The sequence below is a fragment of the Chryseobacterium sp. BIGb0232 genome, assembly GCF_024810195.1.
Classification (GTDB): Bacteria; Bacteroidota; Bacteroidia; order Flavobacteriales; family Weeksellaceae; genus Chryseobacterium; species Chryseobacterium pennae.
On the sequence record NZ_JANUEH010000004.1, the window covers coordinates 351,117 to 367,794 of the forward strand.

The window sequence follows — 16,678 nt, forward strand, 5'->3', positions numbered from 1 at the left end:
TATTGTATATTTAGAAGTTAGCTTTTAATGATAATCCGATAGATCTGGTAATAGGTATACCAAAAGAATCTACTCCTACACCACCTGGTGTGTTTCCTGAAACCTGTTCGGGATCAAACGGCGCTTTTTTATAAAAGAAAAATAGATTTGTTCCCACTAAACTTACCGTCGCATTTCTCAGGTAGCTAGAATTGATATCAAAAGTATACCCTATAGATGCCTGGCGCAGCCTTACAGTGGTTGCACTATAGATATAGGCTTCATCAATTCCCGCTCCTTCCTGGTTCGCTCCTATCGTTTTATAATAAGCTTGTGCATCTGTTAACCCAGTATAGGCAGCTCCTGCATTTGGTGTTCCTGGTGCATATACAGCATTCGGGATGGCTACTCCGCCTGCATCTCTAGCAGAAGCACTGTTCTGACTTACCCCAAGCAAATCGTTTGCTTTTTCTGTTAGAGACAGAACCTGGCCTCCAAATTTCCCATCAATCAGAAATGAAATTCCCAATTTTCCAATATTAAAAGAGTTATTAAACCCTAACATAAATTTAGGATTCGGATTACCCAAATAACCAATTTGTTTATCTGCCATAGGTTTTCCTTGTGCATCAACTAAAATTCTTCCCTGATCATCTCTCAGGAATTTTACCCCATAGATATCTCCGAAAGATCCGCCTAATTTAAGCTTTGTATAAGCACCACCACCCGTAAGTGCCAGAAGCTGACTTTCCGGAACACTTATACTCGATGGAAATAATTCTACAATTTTATTTTTATTCATGGATCCATTTAAATTGGCAGTCCAGCCTAATTTTTCTGAATCAAGTATCTTGTAGGATAAAGAAGCTTCAAAACCCGTATTTCGTATTTTTCCGGCGTTTACATAATAGGAACCGGAAGGTAGCCCGCCTAAGTTAGAAGAAATATCAAGAGCCAAAAGCTGATTGGAAGCATTTGAGTTATAATAGGTAATATCAAAACTTAATCGATTTTTAAACAATCTTAACTCAGTACCAGCTTCAAAAGTCTTATTAAGTTCTGGCTTTACAAATAATTCTTTGAAAGCAGGATCCGTTACAAGTGAGTATTTAGGTTTTACAATCTGACCAGCATCCACGTTATATCCGTAAGCACTATTATATGGGGTTGTTGCAGTTGTTAAATTGGCAGGCAATCCTAATCCTACGGTAGCATAAGACCCTCTTACTTTCCAAAAAGTAATGGTTTCAGGGAGTTTAAAGATGGAGGATAAGACAGCGTTAACCCCTACAGATTCATAATCATATCCGTTAGTTCCTGTTAAAGCTAAAGTAGAATCCCAATCATTTCTAAAGGTCATATCTACGTAAAACATATTCTTATACCCCAAAGATGCACTTGCAAAAACTGACTGTACTTGTTTTTTGGTACTGTAGCTTATATTATGAAACCCATCTCCTACGCCCCTGTCCACATTCCACTGCAGATTACTTATTGTAAACAAATTCGGAATCGCCAAATAAGCATTATCAATTTCAGTTACTGTATTTCTTGAGGTATTGATACTCCCCCCAACTGTAAAATCTAATGAAATATCCTCACTTAATTTTGGACTCCCTACTAATAAAACGTCTCCGTAAGTAGATGTGTTTTCATATTTGTTTTGAAGAAATCTTCCATTAGTCCCGTTGCTCGTTATAAGACTTGGGTCTGAATAGGCTGAAACCCCTCTTTGACTATCAGTACTATTCCAACTATAATTCCCTCTTAATCTTGCTGATAACCAAGGATTTATTTGATAAGCTAGTGATACGGCACTATATGCGTTTTTATTGTTAACAGTAACTTTATCTCTGTTTAATATCCAGTAAGGGTTTTGTGTTGCAGGATTTCCGTTGAATTTTCCGTCTGGTCCTATAGCCCACCAGTTTTGACCCGGCAATAATCTCGATTTATCTATATAATAGTAGTTACTATTATTATATTGGTCAAAATCTACTCCTCTTGGCAACCAATATAAACTCACTAAAGGGGAGAAAGAAATACCCGGAGTCTGTCTATTGATGCTATTTTGTATAGAGCCAATAAAATTAGCATCCAACGTTAATTTATCATTCAGATATTTACTAGAGTTTCTAAAAGAGACATTGTACTGATCGAAATAAGAAGAAGGAATAATCCCTTTATTAGTAGTATTTCCTATTGAGAAATAATTCGTTGATTTTTCGGTTCCTGATTGAAAAGAAAGGCTATTAACCCAAGTTGTACCGGTTTGCAGAAAGTCTTTTAAATAATCTTTGGAAGCTCCTTTCGCACCCCAGCTTTCATTGGATAAACCAGGAATTTGGCCAGCAACTGAAGGATCATAGGAAAGATAACTATGCTGCAACTTGGGAAGACTATATGCTTGATCTACTGTAAAACTTGTATTGTAACTTATAGAGCTTTTACCTACTTTTCCTTTTTTAGTGGTAATCAGGATAACGCCATTCCCTCCCATAGAGCCATAAAGAGCAGAAGCAGAAGCTCCTTTTAAGAAGTTGATGCTTTCAATGTCATCCGGATTGATAGAACTTAAAACATCTCCTGCGTCTGGCATTGTAGAATATTGGCTGGCCTCAGCAGATTTTCCACCCCCGTTAATAATGGGAATACCATCTATTACATAGAGAGGCTGACTACTACTTGCTGATTTATTACCTCTCATTAAAACCCTTACCGAACTTCCTACACCGTTAGTTCTATTGATCTGTACATTGGAAACTTTTCCACTGATAGAGTTTAAAAAATTGGGTGTTTTCACTTCTGTCAGTTCATCCCCTCCAATTTGCTGGCTGGAATAGGTCAAAGAGCGGGCCTGCTTTTTAATCCCCAAAGAGGTGACTACGACCTCCTGAATATCGGTTGTCTTCGTAGTGTCGGCCGCTTTTTTTTCCTGTGCAGTGGCAGAAAGGGAAAAAACAAATAGAACCGGTATAACTGCTTTTCTCATAAGGTTTAGATTAGTTAGATTTAATTGAGAATCAATGACATTACTTTATAATTCAATACAAAAAAAATTATTGTTTTTTTAGCAATATTTTGCCGTTTATGTATCAAAAAATTTAAAGTTTTGTTAAGATTTAATTCACATTAACAAATCTATATTTTGTAATCAGCCCGATATAATACTATTTTATCATAAAACGATATTATTTTTTCAGTGAATTTATAAAAAACCACACAATCGATTATAAATCAGTAAATTAACATACAAATAGCATAACCAATAAAAGGAGAATTATCTTAGAATTTTTTATTTTAGATTGAGAAATACAGTATCGTATTTAAGTATATATTGAAGCTAAAAAGGACTTTACTCAATTTTTTTCACTCCTTTAAACTGTTCTCTGAATTCAGTAGGAGTCGTCTTTTTAATAGATTTAAAGACTTTATTAAAGTTGGCAATATTATTAAAACCTGCTTCGAAAGCAATTTCAAAAACAGTAAGATTCTTTTCCATCAGCCAACGGGCCGCATAGCTTATTCTGATCTCATTAAGGTAATTGATAAATGTTTTTCCTGTTCTTTTTTTAATGAATCTGTTGAACGTTACATTGCTCATATTCACCAACGAGGCAACATTATCCAGGGTTATTTTATTCTCAAAATTTTTATGTACAAAATCATGGATCGCCTTCATTTTATCATTATCAGCAAAAGTTTCAAGCTCAATACTGTAGGAAGACAAAAGTGTTTTATCTTCTGCGATGGCCAGCTCATTGAGGATTTTCATAATCTCGATGAAGGATTCAAAACTGTTCATTTTCGACAGATTGAGAAACGAGTCCTTTAGTTTTTCAGCGGTCTTCGTTGAAAAAAGAATGCCGCGGATTGAATCTTTCATCAGATTATTGATCGGTTTCAGTATATTTTTCTGCATCATAGACTGATTGAAAAAATCCTGATTAAACTGTATGGTAATTTCGTGGGTTTTCCGGTTCTTACATTTATAGTTTGCCCAGCAATGCGGTAAATTCGGGCCTACCAATACGAGTTCTATATCTCCAATCTCACCTGTATGATCCCCAATCATTCTGCGGTATCCTTTTCCTTTGTACACAAAGTTAATTTCAATTTCCGGATGATAATGATAAGGAAAATCAAAAGAGGCTTTAATTCTGTCAAACACAAGAAAACTATCTTCAGGAGATAGTGGAGTTATTTCTCTAAGAATATTTTCTAATTCACTCATACAGAGGTTTTTGAAAAATTAAAAAATAGCAACAATGCTATTCAGACACATAATTATTATTTATAATTTCAATTACTAAATTACGCTTATTTTTATAAAAAAATTACTACAATTACATACTTACCAAAGAAAACCGCTTCACAAATTTGCGAAACGGCTTTCTTTGTCCTCCGGAATGTATTTCAGTCACCTGTTAACATTAACAATAGAGGATTTATTTCCATTAATAATAAGTTTTAAGCTTTGTTATCATTTCTTTATAATACTTATAATCCTGTTTCTTATCAAAATTAAATCCATAAGCTCCATAACCACCAACTTTGGACTGATATTTCGGGGAAGTATAATATTGTTTTAGACGGAGTGGTCCCTGGCTGCTGCTCGTAGAAGAATATGCCGCTTCAAAATCTGCAGAAATCAGCATTATCCGATCCTTTGGAAAGCCGGCCTGCAAATAACCGTCAATTTTATCGTCAGTATAAGCTTCATTGCCCCAGTAATCCTGAATATATATAGCACTAATTTTCGTAAGTGTTTCTTGTGACAGCTTTAATTCTGACAGTCCAACATTTGTATCAATAATTAACAATTTGCCGGATTTAGATTTCGGGCCAAAGTATCTGGCAAAAGCCTGTACATAAAGATCCCAATCGCTGTTATTGATCCCGGTAGTAGAATACCCCGGCTCTAAATCCAGATCTATCCCATCAAATCCCCATTTATTTAAAGAGTCTGACACTTTTTTAGCATATGCATCATAATCTTCAGGTGTATTTTGAAATTTTATTGTTTTCTTTTCATCTTTATAGTTTTCAAAAATTTCATTTAAAAACTGAGTTTGTACTACTATTGTCTTTTTAGATTTCAGGTATTTAATGTCATTAATAATCTCAGTCAAAGTTTTAGCATCTTCACCGGATGCTCCCGGAACTCTTTCTCCTCTCTTTAAATTACAAAGTCCTGAAAAACGATGAAACAAATTAACAATATCCATGCCTTCAGGAATATCTCTCAGATTATAATAATCAGGGGTCACTCCCCCTCTCGTTAACCCATTGAAGTATCCAACTATTTTGAATTTTTTATAACTGATAGCGTCAAGTGGATCCTTTTGTTGATCAACTTCACTCCCATCTCCCATACAGGACATAAAGTTAAAAGATATTAGAATTAAGGTCATTAACTTAAAAAAGGGATTTTTAATTTTGTTTTTCATATTTTATATTTTTATATCATTAATTACAACAAATATTGATCATTCCACCAATCCATCTTACAACCATTATATAATTCAATTTTTGTTAATATTTACAAATCTAGATTTCATATACAATCAGATATAATACTATTTTATCATAAAACGATATTATTTACGCACTCCCATATAACCAAATAACTGATTTACAGATTTAAAAGAGATTATGTCATACATTATCAAAACCGACTTGATTTTGATAATTAAAAAACTTTTTTTGTATCTTTAAAATAAATTCATATTAATCAAAACTCTACAGTATGAGACGTAACGCAACAGCCGTTTGGAACGGTACCATTAAAGAAGGAAAGGGACACCTTACAACCCAAAGTACCACCTTAAACCAGACTCAATATTCTTTTAACAGCCGTTTTGCAGATGGGGTGGGAACCAATCCTGAAGAATTGCTGGCCGCTGCCCATGCCGGATGTTTTACCATGAAATTAAGTGCTGAACTTTCCCAGGCGGGTTACACTCCTGAAGAATTAACAACCACTTCAGTCATCACCCTTGATCCTAACATTGGAAAAATTACAAAATCAGAATTAACCCTTACTGCAAAAGTTCCGGGAATTTCTGATGAAGAGTTTCAGAAATATGCGAAGATCGCAGAAGAAGGATGCCCTGTAAGCGCAGCATTCAACTTTGAAATTACTCTGAATGCTACTTTAGCTTAAAAGCTTACCATATAAAAATATGAAGTCTGGGTTATGATAAAATCTCAGACTTCGTTTTAAAATAAAATATACCAAATGGTATATTTTTGTATATTTGCATTATATTTAAGCACTTAAAATGTCAAAGGCAGAAAAGACAAAACAATTTATCATCGAGAAAACAGCAACTTTATTCAATACCAAAGGCTATGGCGCTACATCCCTTTCGGATATTACCCAGGCAACAGGTTTGACCAAAGGAAGCATTTACGGAAACTTTGAAAACAAGGATCAGGTAGCTATTGAAGTGTATAAATATAATGCAGGACTGTTGAGCAAGGTAATGAATTACTCTCTTGGAGAACAATATCCTACGTCAACGGATAAGCTCCATGCTTTTGTATCTTTCTACCGTAAAAACTGGCGTTCCGTATTTTCAAATGGTGGCTGCCCTTTAATGAATGCTGCTACAGAAGCCGATGATTCTTTTCCTATACTTAAACAATACGTTCAGAAATCATTCACATTATGGACTGAAAAAATTGCTTCAGTTATTGCTCAGGGTCAAAAAAACGGGGAATTGAACGTCTCAGTAAATGCCGATGAGTACGCTTCTCTGTTTATCATGCTTATTGAGGGAGGAATTCTCCTTTCAAAAACGATGGATGAGGAACGATTCCTGAACCAGGCACTGGATAAGGTCAAGGATATGATTGATCACGAACTCATAATTCTTCCATCATAAATTTTCACAATATGGAAACAAAAAAAGTGGCCATTGTAGGATACAACAGAATCCCATTTGCCAGAATGAATACCGCCTATTCCGAAAAGGGTAACCAAGATCTTCTCTTTGCTGCTATGAACGGATTGATAGACCGCTATCAGTTACAAGGTAAATTACTAGGAGAAGTTGCCGGTGGCGCTGTCATCAAGCACATCTCTGAAAGCAACCTCATCAGAGAAACCGTAATGAACACTTCACTGAATCCTGCAACTCCTGCCTGTGATCTGCAACAGGCCTGTGATACCGGAATTGAAGCCGCTATTTATATCGGAAATAAAATTGCTCTCGGACAAATAGAAAGTGGTATTGCCTGTGGTGTCGAAGCCATGAGCAACATCCCTTTTGAATCTTCTCCCAGCCTAAGAAAAGCCCTTTTAAAAGCGAATAAAGAAAAATCTGCATTCGGGAAAATAAAACAGCTTCTAAGCCCCAAACTGAAAGATTGGATGCCCATCCCTTACAAAGGGCAGGAACCCAAAACAGGTCTGGTGATGGGTGAACATACCGAAATCACAGCAAAATATTATAAAATTTCCAGAGAAGATCAGGATGATTTGGCTTTTAAAAGTCATCAGAACATGGCAAAAGCTTATGATGAAGGATTTTTTGATGATATGATAACTCCTGCCTATGGCCTGGATAAAGACAACAACCTCCGCCGTGATACCAGTCTTGAAAAGTTATCTCAGTTAAAACCGGCTTTTGATAAACAGAACGGAACTTTAACAGCCGGAAATTCAACACCTTTTACGGATGGTGCTTCAGCAGTTTTATTGGCAAGTGAAGAGTGGGCAAAAACCAATAATCTTCCTGTTCTGGCTTATATTACATTTTCAGAGCTTGCCGGTATAGAATATGTTGAAAACAAACAGAACCTATTATTAGCTCCTGTTTTTGCCGCTGAAAGAATGTTGAAGAAAGCAGGAATGAACCTGGATGACTTTGACTATTACGAAATTCATGAAGCTTTTGCTGCTCAAGTACTGGCCACCATTAAAATCTGGGAAAATGATGATCTGGCTAAACAGTTCGGATTGGAAAAAGCACTTGGCAAAATCGACAGAAGTAAACTCAATATAAAAGGCGGAAGTCTTGCAGCAGCCCATCCTTTTGCAGCAACAGGCGGAAGAATTATAGCTACCTTAGCCAAACTTCTGAATGAAAAAGGTAGTGGAAAAGGATTTATTTCCATCTGTGCAGCTCGTGGACAGGGGATAACAATGATCTTAGAAAAGTAGTTTACAGCTGCTTTTACATAAAAACATTCATTATGCTATAAATAATACACCTTATTATTCGTCTGTAGCGAAAGAAAAATGATAATATTGCAAACGGAAAACAGAATGATAAAGAAAAGCAGTGAAATGAAGCATGGGTAAAAAGACTTTACCTCATGAAAAATCTAATCAGTTTTAAATAATAACTAATATGAAAAGAGTTGTCATTACAGGATTGGGAGCAGTGACACCCTTGGGAAATAATGTCGAAGACTTTTGGCACAACAGTATTAACGGAGCTAGCGGAGCAGGGTTAATCACTCATTTCGATTCAGAAAAATTTAAGGTACACTTTGCATGTGAGGTAAAAGGTTTTGATCCAAAACTGCATCTTACCCACAACGAAATCAAAAGAAGTGACCTTTTTACACAATATGCCATGTATGCTTCAGCAGAAGCAATACAGGATTCCGGTTTAGAGCTTGAAAATATGGATCCTTTCGATTCTGGAGTGATCTGGGGAACAGGACAAGGCGGAATGTGGACTTTTGAAAAGGAAGTGATGGATTTTGCACATGGTGATGGTACCCCACGTTTTAACCCGTTTTTTGTCCCTAAGTTTATTGCCAATATGGCTTCAGGAATGATCTCCATGAAATATGGACTTCAGGGAATTAATTATACAACCGTTTCTGCCTGCGCAACAGGAAATACAGCATTGATGGATGCTTTTAATTATATCCGCCTGGGAAAAGCAAAAGTAATCATCAGTGGTGGTTCTGAAGCAGCTATTACTCCGGCTTCAATAGGAGGTTTCTCCATTATGAAAGCCATGTCTACAAGAAACGATGACTTTGCTACAGCCAGCCGTCCTTACGATGCAGAAAGAGACGGTTTTGTAATGGGTGAAGGTGCAGGTGCATTAGTCCTTGAAGAATATGAACATGCCGTAGCAAGAGGCGCAAAAATTTATGCCGAATTAGCCGGAGCAGCGATGACTGCCGATGCATACCATATGACTGCACCTCATCCTGAAGGAGTGGGTGCGATCAAAGCTATGCAATTGGCTGTAAAAGAAGCAGGTATTAATATGGAAGATATTGATTATATTAATCCACATGCCACTTCTACCCCATTGGGAGACTTAATTGAATTAAAAGCAATCAATAAAGCATTCAAAGGAAATAAAAACCTTGATATCAGTGCTACCAAATCAATGACCGGGCATTTATTAGGTGCTGCAGGAGCCGTTGAAGCAATCCTTTCTATTAAGGCTATTCAGAATGGTATCATTCCGCCAACCATCAATCTTCACAGTATTGATGAGAACATTCCTAATGATATTAATATTGTATTTGGAGAAGCTAAGGAAAAGAATATCAATTTTGCATTGAGTAATGCCTTTGGATTTGGCGGACATAATGCAACGGTTGTATTTAAGAAGTTCAGCTAATCCTGAAATAAAGATAAATTTTAATCCCCATGCCTCAATGTATGGGGATTTTTAATTTTAAATGGATAGGGCAGATATCAATAGCCTAAAGTACTCTAGTGGCTGGAGTGAAAAAATCATCTGAATTTTCTGCCATTGGAATATACAGTCTTGTCCACTCTTCAGAGTCTATCATATCCCAGCTGTGCCCCTCTCCTTCAATATCTTCTGCTAAAAGAATAATACCTGGTTCAATGACAAATGTTGACCCGTCAGTAACCTTAAATCTGACAGTCCCTTTAATCGTAACGACATATTGTTTACGGGGAGCAACATGGGTTTTCTTTTCCCATTCTTCAGTTTGATTACTGATCCAGAATACACCAGCATTAATGTGGGCCAAAGTTGGCATTGTTCCCTCTTCAAAACTACATGATCCGTCAATGTTACTCACTAATCTTATAGCAGGGACAAACCCTGGTGAAATTTCTGGTGGCACATCCACATTTTGGTCATTTTTATATTCTGTATTCATAAATCCAATAATTACTGTTAAGGTTTTGATAAGGGATCAGATGATAAATGTATTCAAAAATTAAAAAGCAGTCAAACCTGACTGCTTTTTTTATGCTTTTAACCATTCTGAGGAGGAAAGGTAATTCTGATCGGGATAATAGATGAATAATAAATTTCTCCCTTTTATCGTATTGATCATTGATTGTGACAGCTCTCTCGGTACTGCGGGACACCCCCAGCTTCTTCCGATTCTTTTGTGTATCGTTGCAAATGCATCACTTACATAATCTGCCCCATGCATTACGATAGCTCTTTTATACGCTGCATCATTGAATCCTTTATCCATTCCCAATAATCTCAATGAGTATCCGTTGTCTCCCTGATAAGTTGCATCTGTGATATAAAATCCCATGCTGCTCTGCCGCGAACTTTCCGTATTAGAAAAATTCGTAGCAAATTCTTCGCCTGTATTTTTACCGTGCGCAACCAATGAGTTGAACAATACTTTTTTGTCGTTAAGATCAATGATCCAAAGTCTTTTGGTATTGGAGGACATAGAAAAATCGCAAACAGTTAATAAATGCGACTCGCCAGTAAGTAATCCTGCTTTCTTTAAGTTTTCAAATCCTGTTAATGCTTTAGAGAACACTTCATAGTTCAGTTCATGTTCAGGATCAAATTCAATTGACTGGTATAAAGCTTCTGATGAAGATACAGCTACAATAGTATTCTTCTCAGATTTCGTGCCAGTTACTCTTTCTGTCTTTTTTGTGGTGATATTTTCATTCTTTACCACCGCTCTTGGAGAAATGTAGAAAGAGGTCGTCACCATGTAAATAAGGCCTATTACGCCATAAAATCCTTTCATTCAATAATATATTAGTTCCAAATTAGTGGGGCAAAATTATAAAAACATCGCTATCAGCCACTTATAAGTCTACAAAGTTTAACTGAATTTAAGAAACTTTAACGGAGAAGCCCTCCATCTATCTGGTTATAAATATCTTCTATCCTTTTCCAATAACTCCTATTTATCTTATCATAAATGGGATAAAGACATTTGACAGCAAAAATATCCAGCTTATTTCTCGTTTCAATCCATTTCATAATATTTTTAACCAATACCAATTCGTCAAACCCAGCCCATTCTCCTGCAGGAATCAAAAGGTTTGAAAAGAAGACCGGAAACACTTCATATTGGTCAATTTCTTTGATTTCTTCAAAAGTAAAAGGGTTTTCAAAAAAAGTTTCTGCCATATATTTGAAATCAGACTCCTGAAGCTCTGTATCAAGATATAGATCCGACAAAACAATCCAGATCCGTTTTCTCTTTTCTAAGTTCAGTCCTTTCATGGCAATGAAATACAACGATTTTATTTTTCTGAATCTGAAACAAATTCAAGGCTGATGGAATTCATGCAATACCTCAAACCGGTGGGCTTTGGGCCATCATCAAATACATGTCCCAAGTGAGAATCACACCTCTTGCAAAGCACCTCTACTCTTTCCATTCCATAGGTCTGATCCCTTTTGTAATATACACCCTCTTTGTCTGCTTCGAAGAAACTTGGCCATCCACAACTGCTGGCAAATTTTGAAGTAGAGCGGAATAAATGATTCCCACAAACAGCACAATAATAATCTCCTATCTCATCAAATTCATTATATCTCCCTGTAAAAGCCCTTTCTGTAGCAGCTTCTCTTGAGATTGCGTAAAGATCCGGAGCTAAGATTTTCTTCCATTCTTCATTGGAGATATTCAGTTTTGTGGTATCGGTTCTTGAGTAATATGGATTGTTTTTTGCTTCTGTATTTTCCATAGAAGTAATTTTAATAGGTTGCTGTTTCTGCGTACATCCTTGCAGAACAATTAATATAAGAGCTGAAATTAAAAATTTCATCGTAAATTTTAACTTTTAAAGGATAAAAAACTTTTATACGTTTTGTACTAAAAAGCTTTATTCACATTAAATGGTTTTCATAACCAAATTTAGTAAATTTGAGAATATGAATGACGAAGCAAAAAGAAAACAGCTAAGAAAATATAAGGCATTTGCTACAGGACTATTTGTTCTGATGGCCCTTATTTTCATTGTGACAACCATTATGCAGAAGTCCAATTCTTCCCATTGGATAGGATATGTACGCGCTTTTGCTGAAGCTGCCATGGTAGGTGCTTTGGCCGACTGGTTTGCAGTTACCGCCCTATTCCGTCATCCACTTGGGCTACCGATTCCTCACACCAACCTGATTGAAAACAGTAAGCAAAGATTGGGCGATAACCTCGGAAGCTTCGTAGTGAGTAATTTTCTTTCCCCTCAGAATATCCGCCCATACATTCAAAAAATCAAAGTTTCAGGTTTTGCCGGGGAATGGCTTGCCAAAGAAAAAAATCAGGATATTCTGATCCGAAACCTGTCAGATATTGTGCTTGATATTCTCAATAAGCTTGATGATTCTACTGTGAGCCAATTCATCAGTAAAAAGGTTTCTGATATGACGGATGATATCAAACTTAACAAAGTAGTAGGCAACGGGATCCATTATATTCTGGAAAAAAATGACCATCAGCGGATTATCACCAATCTTTCAAAACAGATCAAAGAATATATTATTCAAAATGATGAAATGATTAAAGATCGGGTAAAGAAAGGAAGTTATACTTTCATCCCGTCTTTTGTTGATAATAAAATTGCGGATAAGATTACAGACGGACTGTCTGATTTTTTCAAAGAAATAGAAGAAAATCCGGAACATGAAGTAAGAGGTTTAATCACTCAAAAAATTCATGAATTTTCGGTTGACCTTAAGGAAGATCCAAAATGGGATGAAGAATTTAAAACTATTAAAAAAGGACTCCTTAAAAATGATAAGCTTGATGAATACTCTAATGACATTTGGGTTTCCATCAAGAAAACACTAATGAAAGAACTTCATGAGGACCATTCTGCCTTGAAAAATTATCTTTCTAAAAACCTGAACGAGTTTTCGCAAAATTTAAAAACTGATGAAAACCTTCAGAATAAAATTGATCATTGGGTTCGGGTAACAGCCTATAAATATATTCTGAAAAACACCCATCAATTCGGAAACCTCATCAGTACCACTGTAGGAAACTGGCAGGGTAAGGAATTAAGCGAAAAAATGGAACTGGAAGTAGGAAAAGACCTTCAGTTCATCCGTGTGAATGGAACCCTGGTAGGTGGTTTGGTAGGCCTTATTATCTATACTATTGCTCACTTTTTCCTCTAAAAACTGATCCCAACCATGAAAAAAGCTTTTTCCCTATTCCTATTCTTTTCCCTAACCTTCTTTTTTTGTCAAAAGGTTGAATTAAAACAGATCACCGACTCTTCTCAGATCTTTAAGGGAGAAATTGTTGGAGTTCCTGTTACCCTGCAGCTTCATTATAATGGTATTCCAGACTGCAACTTATACCAGCATTTTATAGACGGCTGGTATTATTACGATAAATATCAGAAGAAAATTCCTCTAACAGGGCTTTATGATTATGGTAAACTGTTATTATATAATTTTGGATCTAAGCATCAACACATTTCTAAACAGTTTAAAGACAGGATCAACTCACCACAGGATGTAGAAAAAGCAGTGGAAATTGCGAAAACTTTTAGTCCGAAGGAAACCATTTTATTTGGACAGGACGAAACCCGTGAAAATCCTATTTCAGGAAGTTTTTATTTAGAAAATAAAGCTAAAGCTCAATCTGCCAAATTATTCACCGGTAATGATATGATCTATCGCTACAATAATTATTTGATCTTACCCGGTAATAAAAGAATCAACACCTTTGATTTTATTAATTTATATGGCGGAAATGAGCTGATTTCTTATGTTTCCGGAGAAAAAGGGAACAGGGTTTTACTGTATTTTGAACATTCATCAAACCTTAATGCCTGTGGAAGATGCGGCGCCAGTGAAGGTGAGAAAGGCTACAGGATTCTTTATTTTACCAAAGACTGGAACTATAAACGCTATGAAGAATTTCTTACCGAAAGCTGCATGGAAAACATTTATGACACCACCAAGACAAAATCAAGGGATGGTAAAACGATAATATATAAAGTCGGTAAATCGGATTCTTCTCCAGCTTATACACTCACTGTTGATATTAAAAATGCTACTGTAACAAAGTCAAAATAAAAGGGTTCTATTTGAACCCACTTAATCTATTTTTTTATTGCCACTAATTCATGAATTTTTATGAATGCTATTTGTTGTAAGCGTATATAAAAACATTACTTTTAAAATTAAGCTAAACTATAGTCTATTTATTTTTTGTAAATGCGCAAATAAAAAATTTGTGCATTCGTGGCTAAAACAAAAAAGAGACCGGATGGTCTCTCTATATTTATCTTGGCAATCTGCTTGCTCTTTTTAAAATCTCTTTATTGATTTCGTTAATCAATTCCGGGCCTTCATAGATAAATCCGGTGTATAACTGAACCAGGCTTGCCCCGGCATCTAGCTTTTCGATAGCATCTTTTGCTGAGTGAATTCCTCCTACTCCAATGATTGGAAATGCTCTGTTGCTTTTATCTGAAAGGTATTTGATCATTTTTGTGCTTCTCTCACGAATAGGCTTTCCGCTTAATCCTCCGTTTCCTATCTGTTCTAAAACTTCAGGAGAGGTTTTCAATCCTTCCCTATTGACTGAGGTATTGGAAACAATTACTCCATCTATTTTAGTTTCTGCAATCAGATCAACAATTTCATCCAGCTGAGCATTATTAAGATCCGGAGCAATTTTAAGCAGTATTGGTTTCTGTACAGATTTTGACTGGTTGATTTTCTTTACTTCTGTAATCAGTTCACGAAGGTATTCCACATCTTCCAGTTTGGCGTGGCTACCTACATTCGGACAGCTTACATTGAGTACAAAATAATCTACATGGGGATGCAGGCCTTCAAAACAGTCCAGATAATCCTGAGTATAGTTTTCAGGCTTTGTATCTGTATTTTTTCCGATGTTTCCACCGATGATTATCTTTCCTTTGTTGGATTTCAGTTTTTCGATCGCAGCCTGAAGGCCATCATTGTTGAAGCCCATTCTGTTGATTATCCCTCCATCTTCAATAAGACGGAATAATCTTTTCTTAGGATTTCCAGCCTGAGCTCTTGGGGTTACCGTTCCGATTTCTACAAAACCGAAACCCAGGTCGCCCAATTCGTTGAACAAAACAGCATTTTTATCAAAACCGGCAGCGAGTCCTACAGGATTTTTAAATTTTAATCCGAAAACTTCTCTTTCCAGACGTTTGTCTTCAATAGGTTTGGGGAAAAATAATTTAGTAATAAATCCAAAATTCTTTAGCATCGAAAAAGTAAAGTGGTGTACTTCTTCAGGATCACATTTGAAAAGAATCGGACGAATGAGCGATTTGTACATTGAAAAAAAGTTTTACAAAATTACTCATTTTAAAATTAATCATGGATTAACCTATGATATTTTATCAAAATGTTTTTTATCTATAGTATCTATAAGGAATACAACATTCGACAAGATGTTTTTTTAAGTTGTACTTCTAATATCCTTGTCAAGGTTTAAAACCTTGACAAGGATATTCCCCAGAAATTTTCCCTTTAATACAGAAGGCTTATTCAATAAAGTCTTTGGGTTTAGAGTATGAACTTAAATCAAATTTCAGAATATCTCCTACTCTTTTAAACTCTTCATCAATAGTAGCGTTCACAATTATTTTTTCGTTGGTGATTGGATGATTAAAAATCAATTGATGAGCATGAAGCGTCATTTTGTTGATATCAAATGTTTGAAGCCACAATTTATTTTGTTTATTGCACCCGTGTTTCCTACACCCTAAAATAGGATGCAGAATATGTTTAAAATGTTTTCTCAACTGATGAAATCTCCCTGTTTCAGGAATGGCTTCTACCAAACAATATCTAGAAGTCTGATGCTTTAAAAAGGGTAAATCTATTTCAGAAGTCTGCAAACGAGAATAGTAGGTAACTGCATTTTGCGTGACTTCATTTTCATTAACCAAGTCATAATCGATCGTTTCTTCTTCTTTTGTCCAGCCACGAAGAATTGCCAGATATTTCTTCTCCACTTCGCGTGATGCAAACTGTTCGCTCATTATTCTGAGCGTATCTTTATCTAAGGTAAACAACAAAACCCCCGAAGTTTTACGGTCTAAGCGATGTACAGGATAAACTTTTTGTCCAATCTGGTTTCTTAACTCCTGAATAGCATAGGTATCAGCTTCTCCGGCATAAAAGGATTTATGAACCAGTAATCCGCTGGGTTTATTGATGGCAATAATATTCTCGTCACGATAAAGAATTTCTAACATGGTGCAAAAGTATAGATTTTCTACTGATTCTTGTCTCAGTGAGAAGCTTAAAGTCTTAACAGATAATTATTGTTTTAAACCTAATTTGTTTTGGCAACAGCCAGGGATCAATAGCCCTGATTGAGCGGTATGTCTGAGCTCTTTTCTCAGTTTCGGGGGGGGGGGGGGGGGGGGCGGTTAAAAAAGATATTGGGAAGCAGGGTGACGGGGGAGGATTTTATATAAAAAAAAATAAAATAAATTTTTTTTTTTTTTTTAATTGTTTATAAT

The 16,678-nt window shown here is 35.9% G+C and carries 15 protein-coding genes; 6 read left to right on the plus strand and 9 right to left on the minus strand.

Translation table 11 applies throughout. The features are described from left to right. Nucleotides 1-10: 10 nt before the first annotated feature. From M2372_RS13080 to M2372_RS13090, 3 genes are all read right to left on the minus strand, one after another. Nucleotides 11-2,971: a SusC/RagA family TonB-linked outer membrane protein gene (locus M2372_RS13080; RefSeq protein WP_123320412.1), complete on the minus strand. Its 2,961-nt coding sequence runs from the start codon at nucleotides 2,969-2,971 to the stop codon at nucleotides 11-13. 363 nt (nucleotides 2,972-3,334) lie between these two features. Continuing rightward, nucleotides 3,335-4,213, minus strand: a complete 879-nt coding sequence (locus M2372_RS13085; RefSeq protein ID WP_115968226.1) for an AraC family transcriptional regulator — start codon at nucleotides 4,211-4,213, stop codon at nucleotides 3,335-3,337. A gap of 223 nt (nucleotides 4,214-4,436) precedes the next feature. Continuing rightward, nucleotides 4,437-5,429, minus strand: a complete 993-nt coding sequence (locus tag M2372_RS13090; protein WP_123320411.1) for a glycosyl hydrolase family 18 protein — start codon at nucleotides 5,427-5,429, stop codon at nucleotides 4,437-4,439. 299 nt (nucleotides 5,430-5,728) lie between these two features. On the opposite strand from M2372_RS13090, the gene M2372_RS13095 reads away from it, so the two are divergent. The 4 genes from M2372_RS13095 to fabF all read left to right on the plus strand — a co-directional run bounded on the left by M2372_RS13095 (nucleotide 5,729) and on the right by fabF (nucleotide 9,581). After that, on the plus strand, nucleotides 5,729-6,145 hold the full coding sequence (locus M2372_RS13095) for an OsmC family protein (RefSeq protein ID WP_123320410.1): 417 nt from the start codon (nucleotides 5,729-5,731) through the stop codon (nucleotides 6,143-6,145). Between the two features lie 118 nt (nucleotides 6,146-6,263). After that, complete coding sequence (locus tag M2372_RS13100; protein ID WP_123320409.1) at nucleotides 6,264-6,869, plus strand: TetR/AcrR family transcriptional regulator; 606 nt, start codon at nucleotides 6,264-6,266, stop codon at nucleotides 6,867-6,869. Nucleotides 6,870-6,880: 11 nt separating this feature from the next. Continuing rightward, nucleotides 6,881-8,149, plus strand: coding sequence for an acetyl-CoA C-acetyltransferase (locus tag M2372_RS13105; protein WP_123320408.1), 1,269 nt, complete (start codon nucleotides 6,881-6,883; stop codon nucleotides 8,147-8,149). Between the two features lie 190 nt (nucleotides 8,150-8,339). Next, entirely contained in the window at nucleotides 8,340-9,581 is a 1,242-nt protein-coding gene (fabF, locus tag M2372_RS13110; RefSeq protein WP_123320407.1) for a beta-ketoacyl-ACP synthase II, read from the plus strand. A gap of 85 nt (nucleotides 9,582-9,666) precedes the next feature. Here the strand turns inward: fabF and M2372_RS13115 are convergent, their stop codons facing one another. From M2372_RS13115 to msrB, 4 genes are all read right to left on the minus strand, one after another. Continuing rightward, nucleotides 9,667-10,095: a hypothetical protein gene (locus tag M2372_RS13115; protein WP_123320406.1), complete on the minus strand. Its 429-nt coding sequence runs from the start codon at nucleotides 10,093-10,095 to the stop codon at nucleotides 9,667-9,669. Between the two features lie 90 nt (nucleotides 10,096-10,185). After that, on the minus strand, nucleotides 10,186-10,944 hold the full coding sequence (locus M2372_RS13120) for a murein L,D-transpeptidase catalytic domain family protein (protein WP_123320405.1): 759 nt from the start codon (nucleotides 10,942-10,944) through the stop codon (nucleotides 10,186-10,188). Between the two features lie 98 nt (nucleotides 10,945-11,042). Beyond that, a complete protein-coding gene (locus tag M2372_RS13125) occupies nucleotides 11,043-11,429 on the minus strand; it encodes a hypothetical protein (RefSeq protein WP_148060794.1) in 387 nt (128 codons plus the stop codon). 20 nt (nucleotides 11,430-11,449) lie between these two features. Then, complete coding sequence (gene msrB, locus M2372_RS13130; protein WP_123320403.1) at nucleotides 11,450-11,977, minus strand: peptide-methionine (R)-S-oxide reductase MsrB; 528 nt, start codon at nucleotides 11,975-11,977, stop codon at nucleotides 11,450-11,452. 106 nt (nucleotides 11,978-12,083) lie between these two features. Here msrB and M2372_RS13135 point away from each other — a divergent pair, with 106 nt between their 5' ends. Both M2372_RS13135 and M2372_RS13140 read left to right on the plus strand, forming a co-directional pair. Beyond that, nucleotides 12,084-13,328, plus strand: a complete 1,245-nt coding sequence (locus tag M2372_RS13135; RefSeq protein WP_123320624.1) for a DUF445 domain-containing protein — start codon at nucleotides 12,084-12,086, stop codon at nucleotides 13,326-13,328. A 15-nt stretch (nucleotides 13,329-13,343) separates the two neighbouring features. Continuing rightward, nucleotides 13,344-14,237 carry a hypothetical protein gene (locus M2372_RS13140; RefSeq protein WP_123320402.1) on the plus strand — a complete coding sequence of 298 codons (894 nt, stop codon included), beginning with the start codon at nucleotides 13,344-13,346 and terminating at the stop codon, nucleotides 14,235-14,237. A 208-nt stretch (nucleotides 14,238-14,445) separates the two neighbouring features. Here M2372_RS13140 and M2372_RS13145 read toward each other — a convergent pair whose 3' ends face one another. Beyond that, nucleotides 14,446-15,483, minus strand: a complete 1,038-nt coding sequence (locus M2372_RS13145; protein WP_123320401.1) for a quinone-dependent dihydroorotate dehydrogenase — start codon at nucleotides 15,481-15,483, stop codon at nucleotides 14,446-14,448. A 208-nt stretch (nucleotides 15,484-15,691) separates the two neighbouring features. Then, nucleotides 15,692-16,408, minus strand: a complete 717-nt coding sequence (locus M2372_RS13150; protein ID WP_115968244.1) for a pseudouridine synthase — start codon at nucleotides 16,406-16,408, stop codon at nucleotides 15,692-15,694. Nucleotides 16,409-16,678: the final 270 nt, after the last annotated feature.

What these genes read in the sequence shown, in the direction of transcription:
- M2372_RS13150 (WP_115968244.1), bottom strand. Translation starts at nt 16,408, where the DNA reads ATGTTAGAAATTCTTTATCGTGACGAGAATATTATTGCCATCAATAAA.
- M2372_RS13095 (WP_123320410.1), top strand. Translation starts at nt 5,729, where the DNA reads ATGAGACGTAACGCAACAGCCGTTTGGAACGGTACCATTAAAGAAGGA.
- M2372_RS13090 (WP_123320411.1), bottom strand. Translation starts at nt 5,429, where the DNA reads ATGAAAAACAAAATTAAAAATCCCTTTTTTAAGTTAATGACCTTAATT.
- M2372_RS13145 (WP_123320401.1), bottom strand. Translation starts at nt 15,483, where the DNA reads ATGTACAAATCGCTCATTCGTCCGATTCTTTTCAAATGTGATCCTGAA.
- M2372_RS13100 (WP_123320409.1), top strand. Translation starts at nt 6,264, where the DNA reads ATGTCAAAGGCAGAAAAGACAAAACAATTTATCATCGAGAAAACAGCA.
- msrB (WP_123320403.1), bottom strand. Translation starts at nt 11,977, where the DNA reads ATGAAATTTTTAATTTCAGCTCTTATATTAATTGTTCTGCAAGGATGT.
- M2372_RS13120 (WP_123320405.1), bottom strand. Translation starts at nt 10,944, where the DNA reads ATGAAAGGATTTTATGGCGTAATAGGCCTTATTTACATGGTGACGACC.
- M2372_RS13140 (WP_123320402.1), top strand. Translation starts at nt 13,344, where the DNA reads ATGAAAAAAGCTTTTTCCCTATTCCTATTCTTTTCCCTAACCTTCTTT.
- M2372_RS13135 (WP_123320624.1), top strand. Translation starts at nt 12,084, where the DNA reads ATGAATGACGAAGCAAAAAGAAAACAGCTAAGAAAATATAAGGCATTT.
- fabF (WP_123320407.1), top strand. Translation starts at nt 8,340, where the DNA reads ATGAAAAGAGTTGTCATTACAGGATTGGGAGCAGTGACACCCTTGGGA.
- M2372_RS13105 (WP_123320408.1), top strand. Translation starts at nt 6,881, where the DNA reads ATGGAAACAAAAAAAGTGGCCATTGTAGGATACAACAGAATCCCATTT.
- M2372_RS13085 (WP_115968226.1), bottom strand. Translation starts at nt 4,213, where the DNA reads ATGAGTGAATTAGAAAATATTCTTAGAGAAATAACTCCACTATCTCCT.
- M2372_RS13125 (WP_148060794.1), bottom strand. Translation starts at nt 11,429, where the DNA reads ATGAAAGGACTGAACTTAGAAAAGAGAAAACGGATCTGGATTGTTTTG.
- M2372_RS13080 (WP_123320412.1), bottom strand. Translation starts at nt 2,971, where the DNA reads ATGAGAAAAGCAGTTATACCGGTTCTATTTGTTTTTTCCCTTTCTGCC.
- M2372_RS13115 (WP_123320406.1), bottom strand. Translation starts at nt 10,095, where the DNA reads ATGAATACAGAATATAAAAATGACCAAAATGTGGATGTGCCACCAGAA.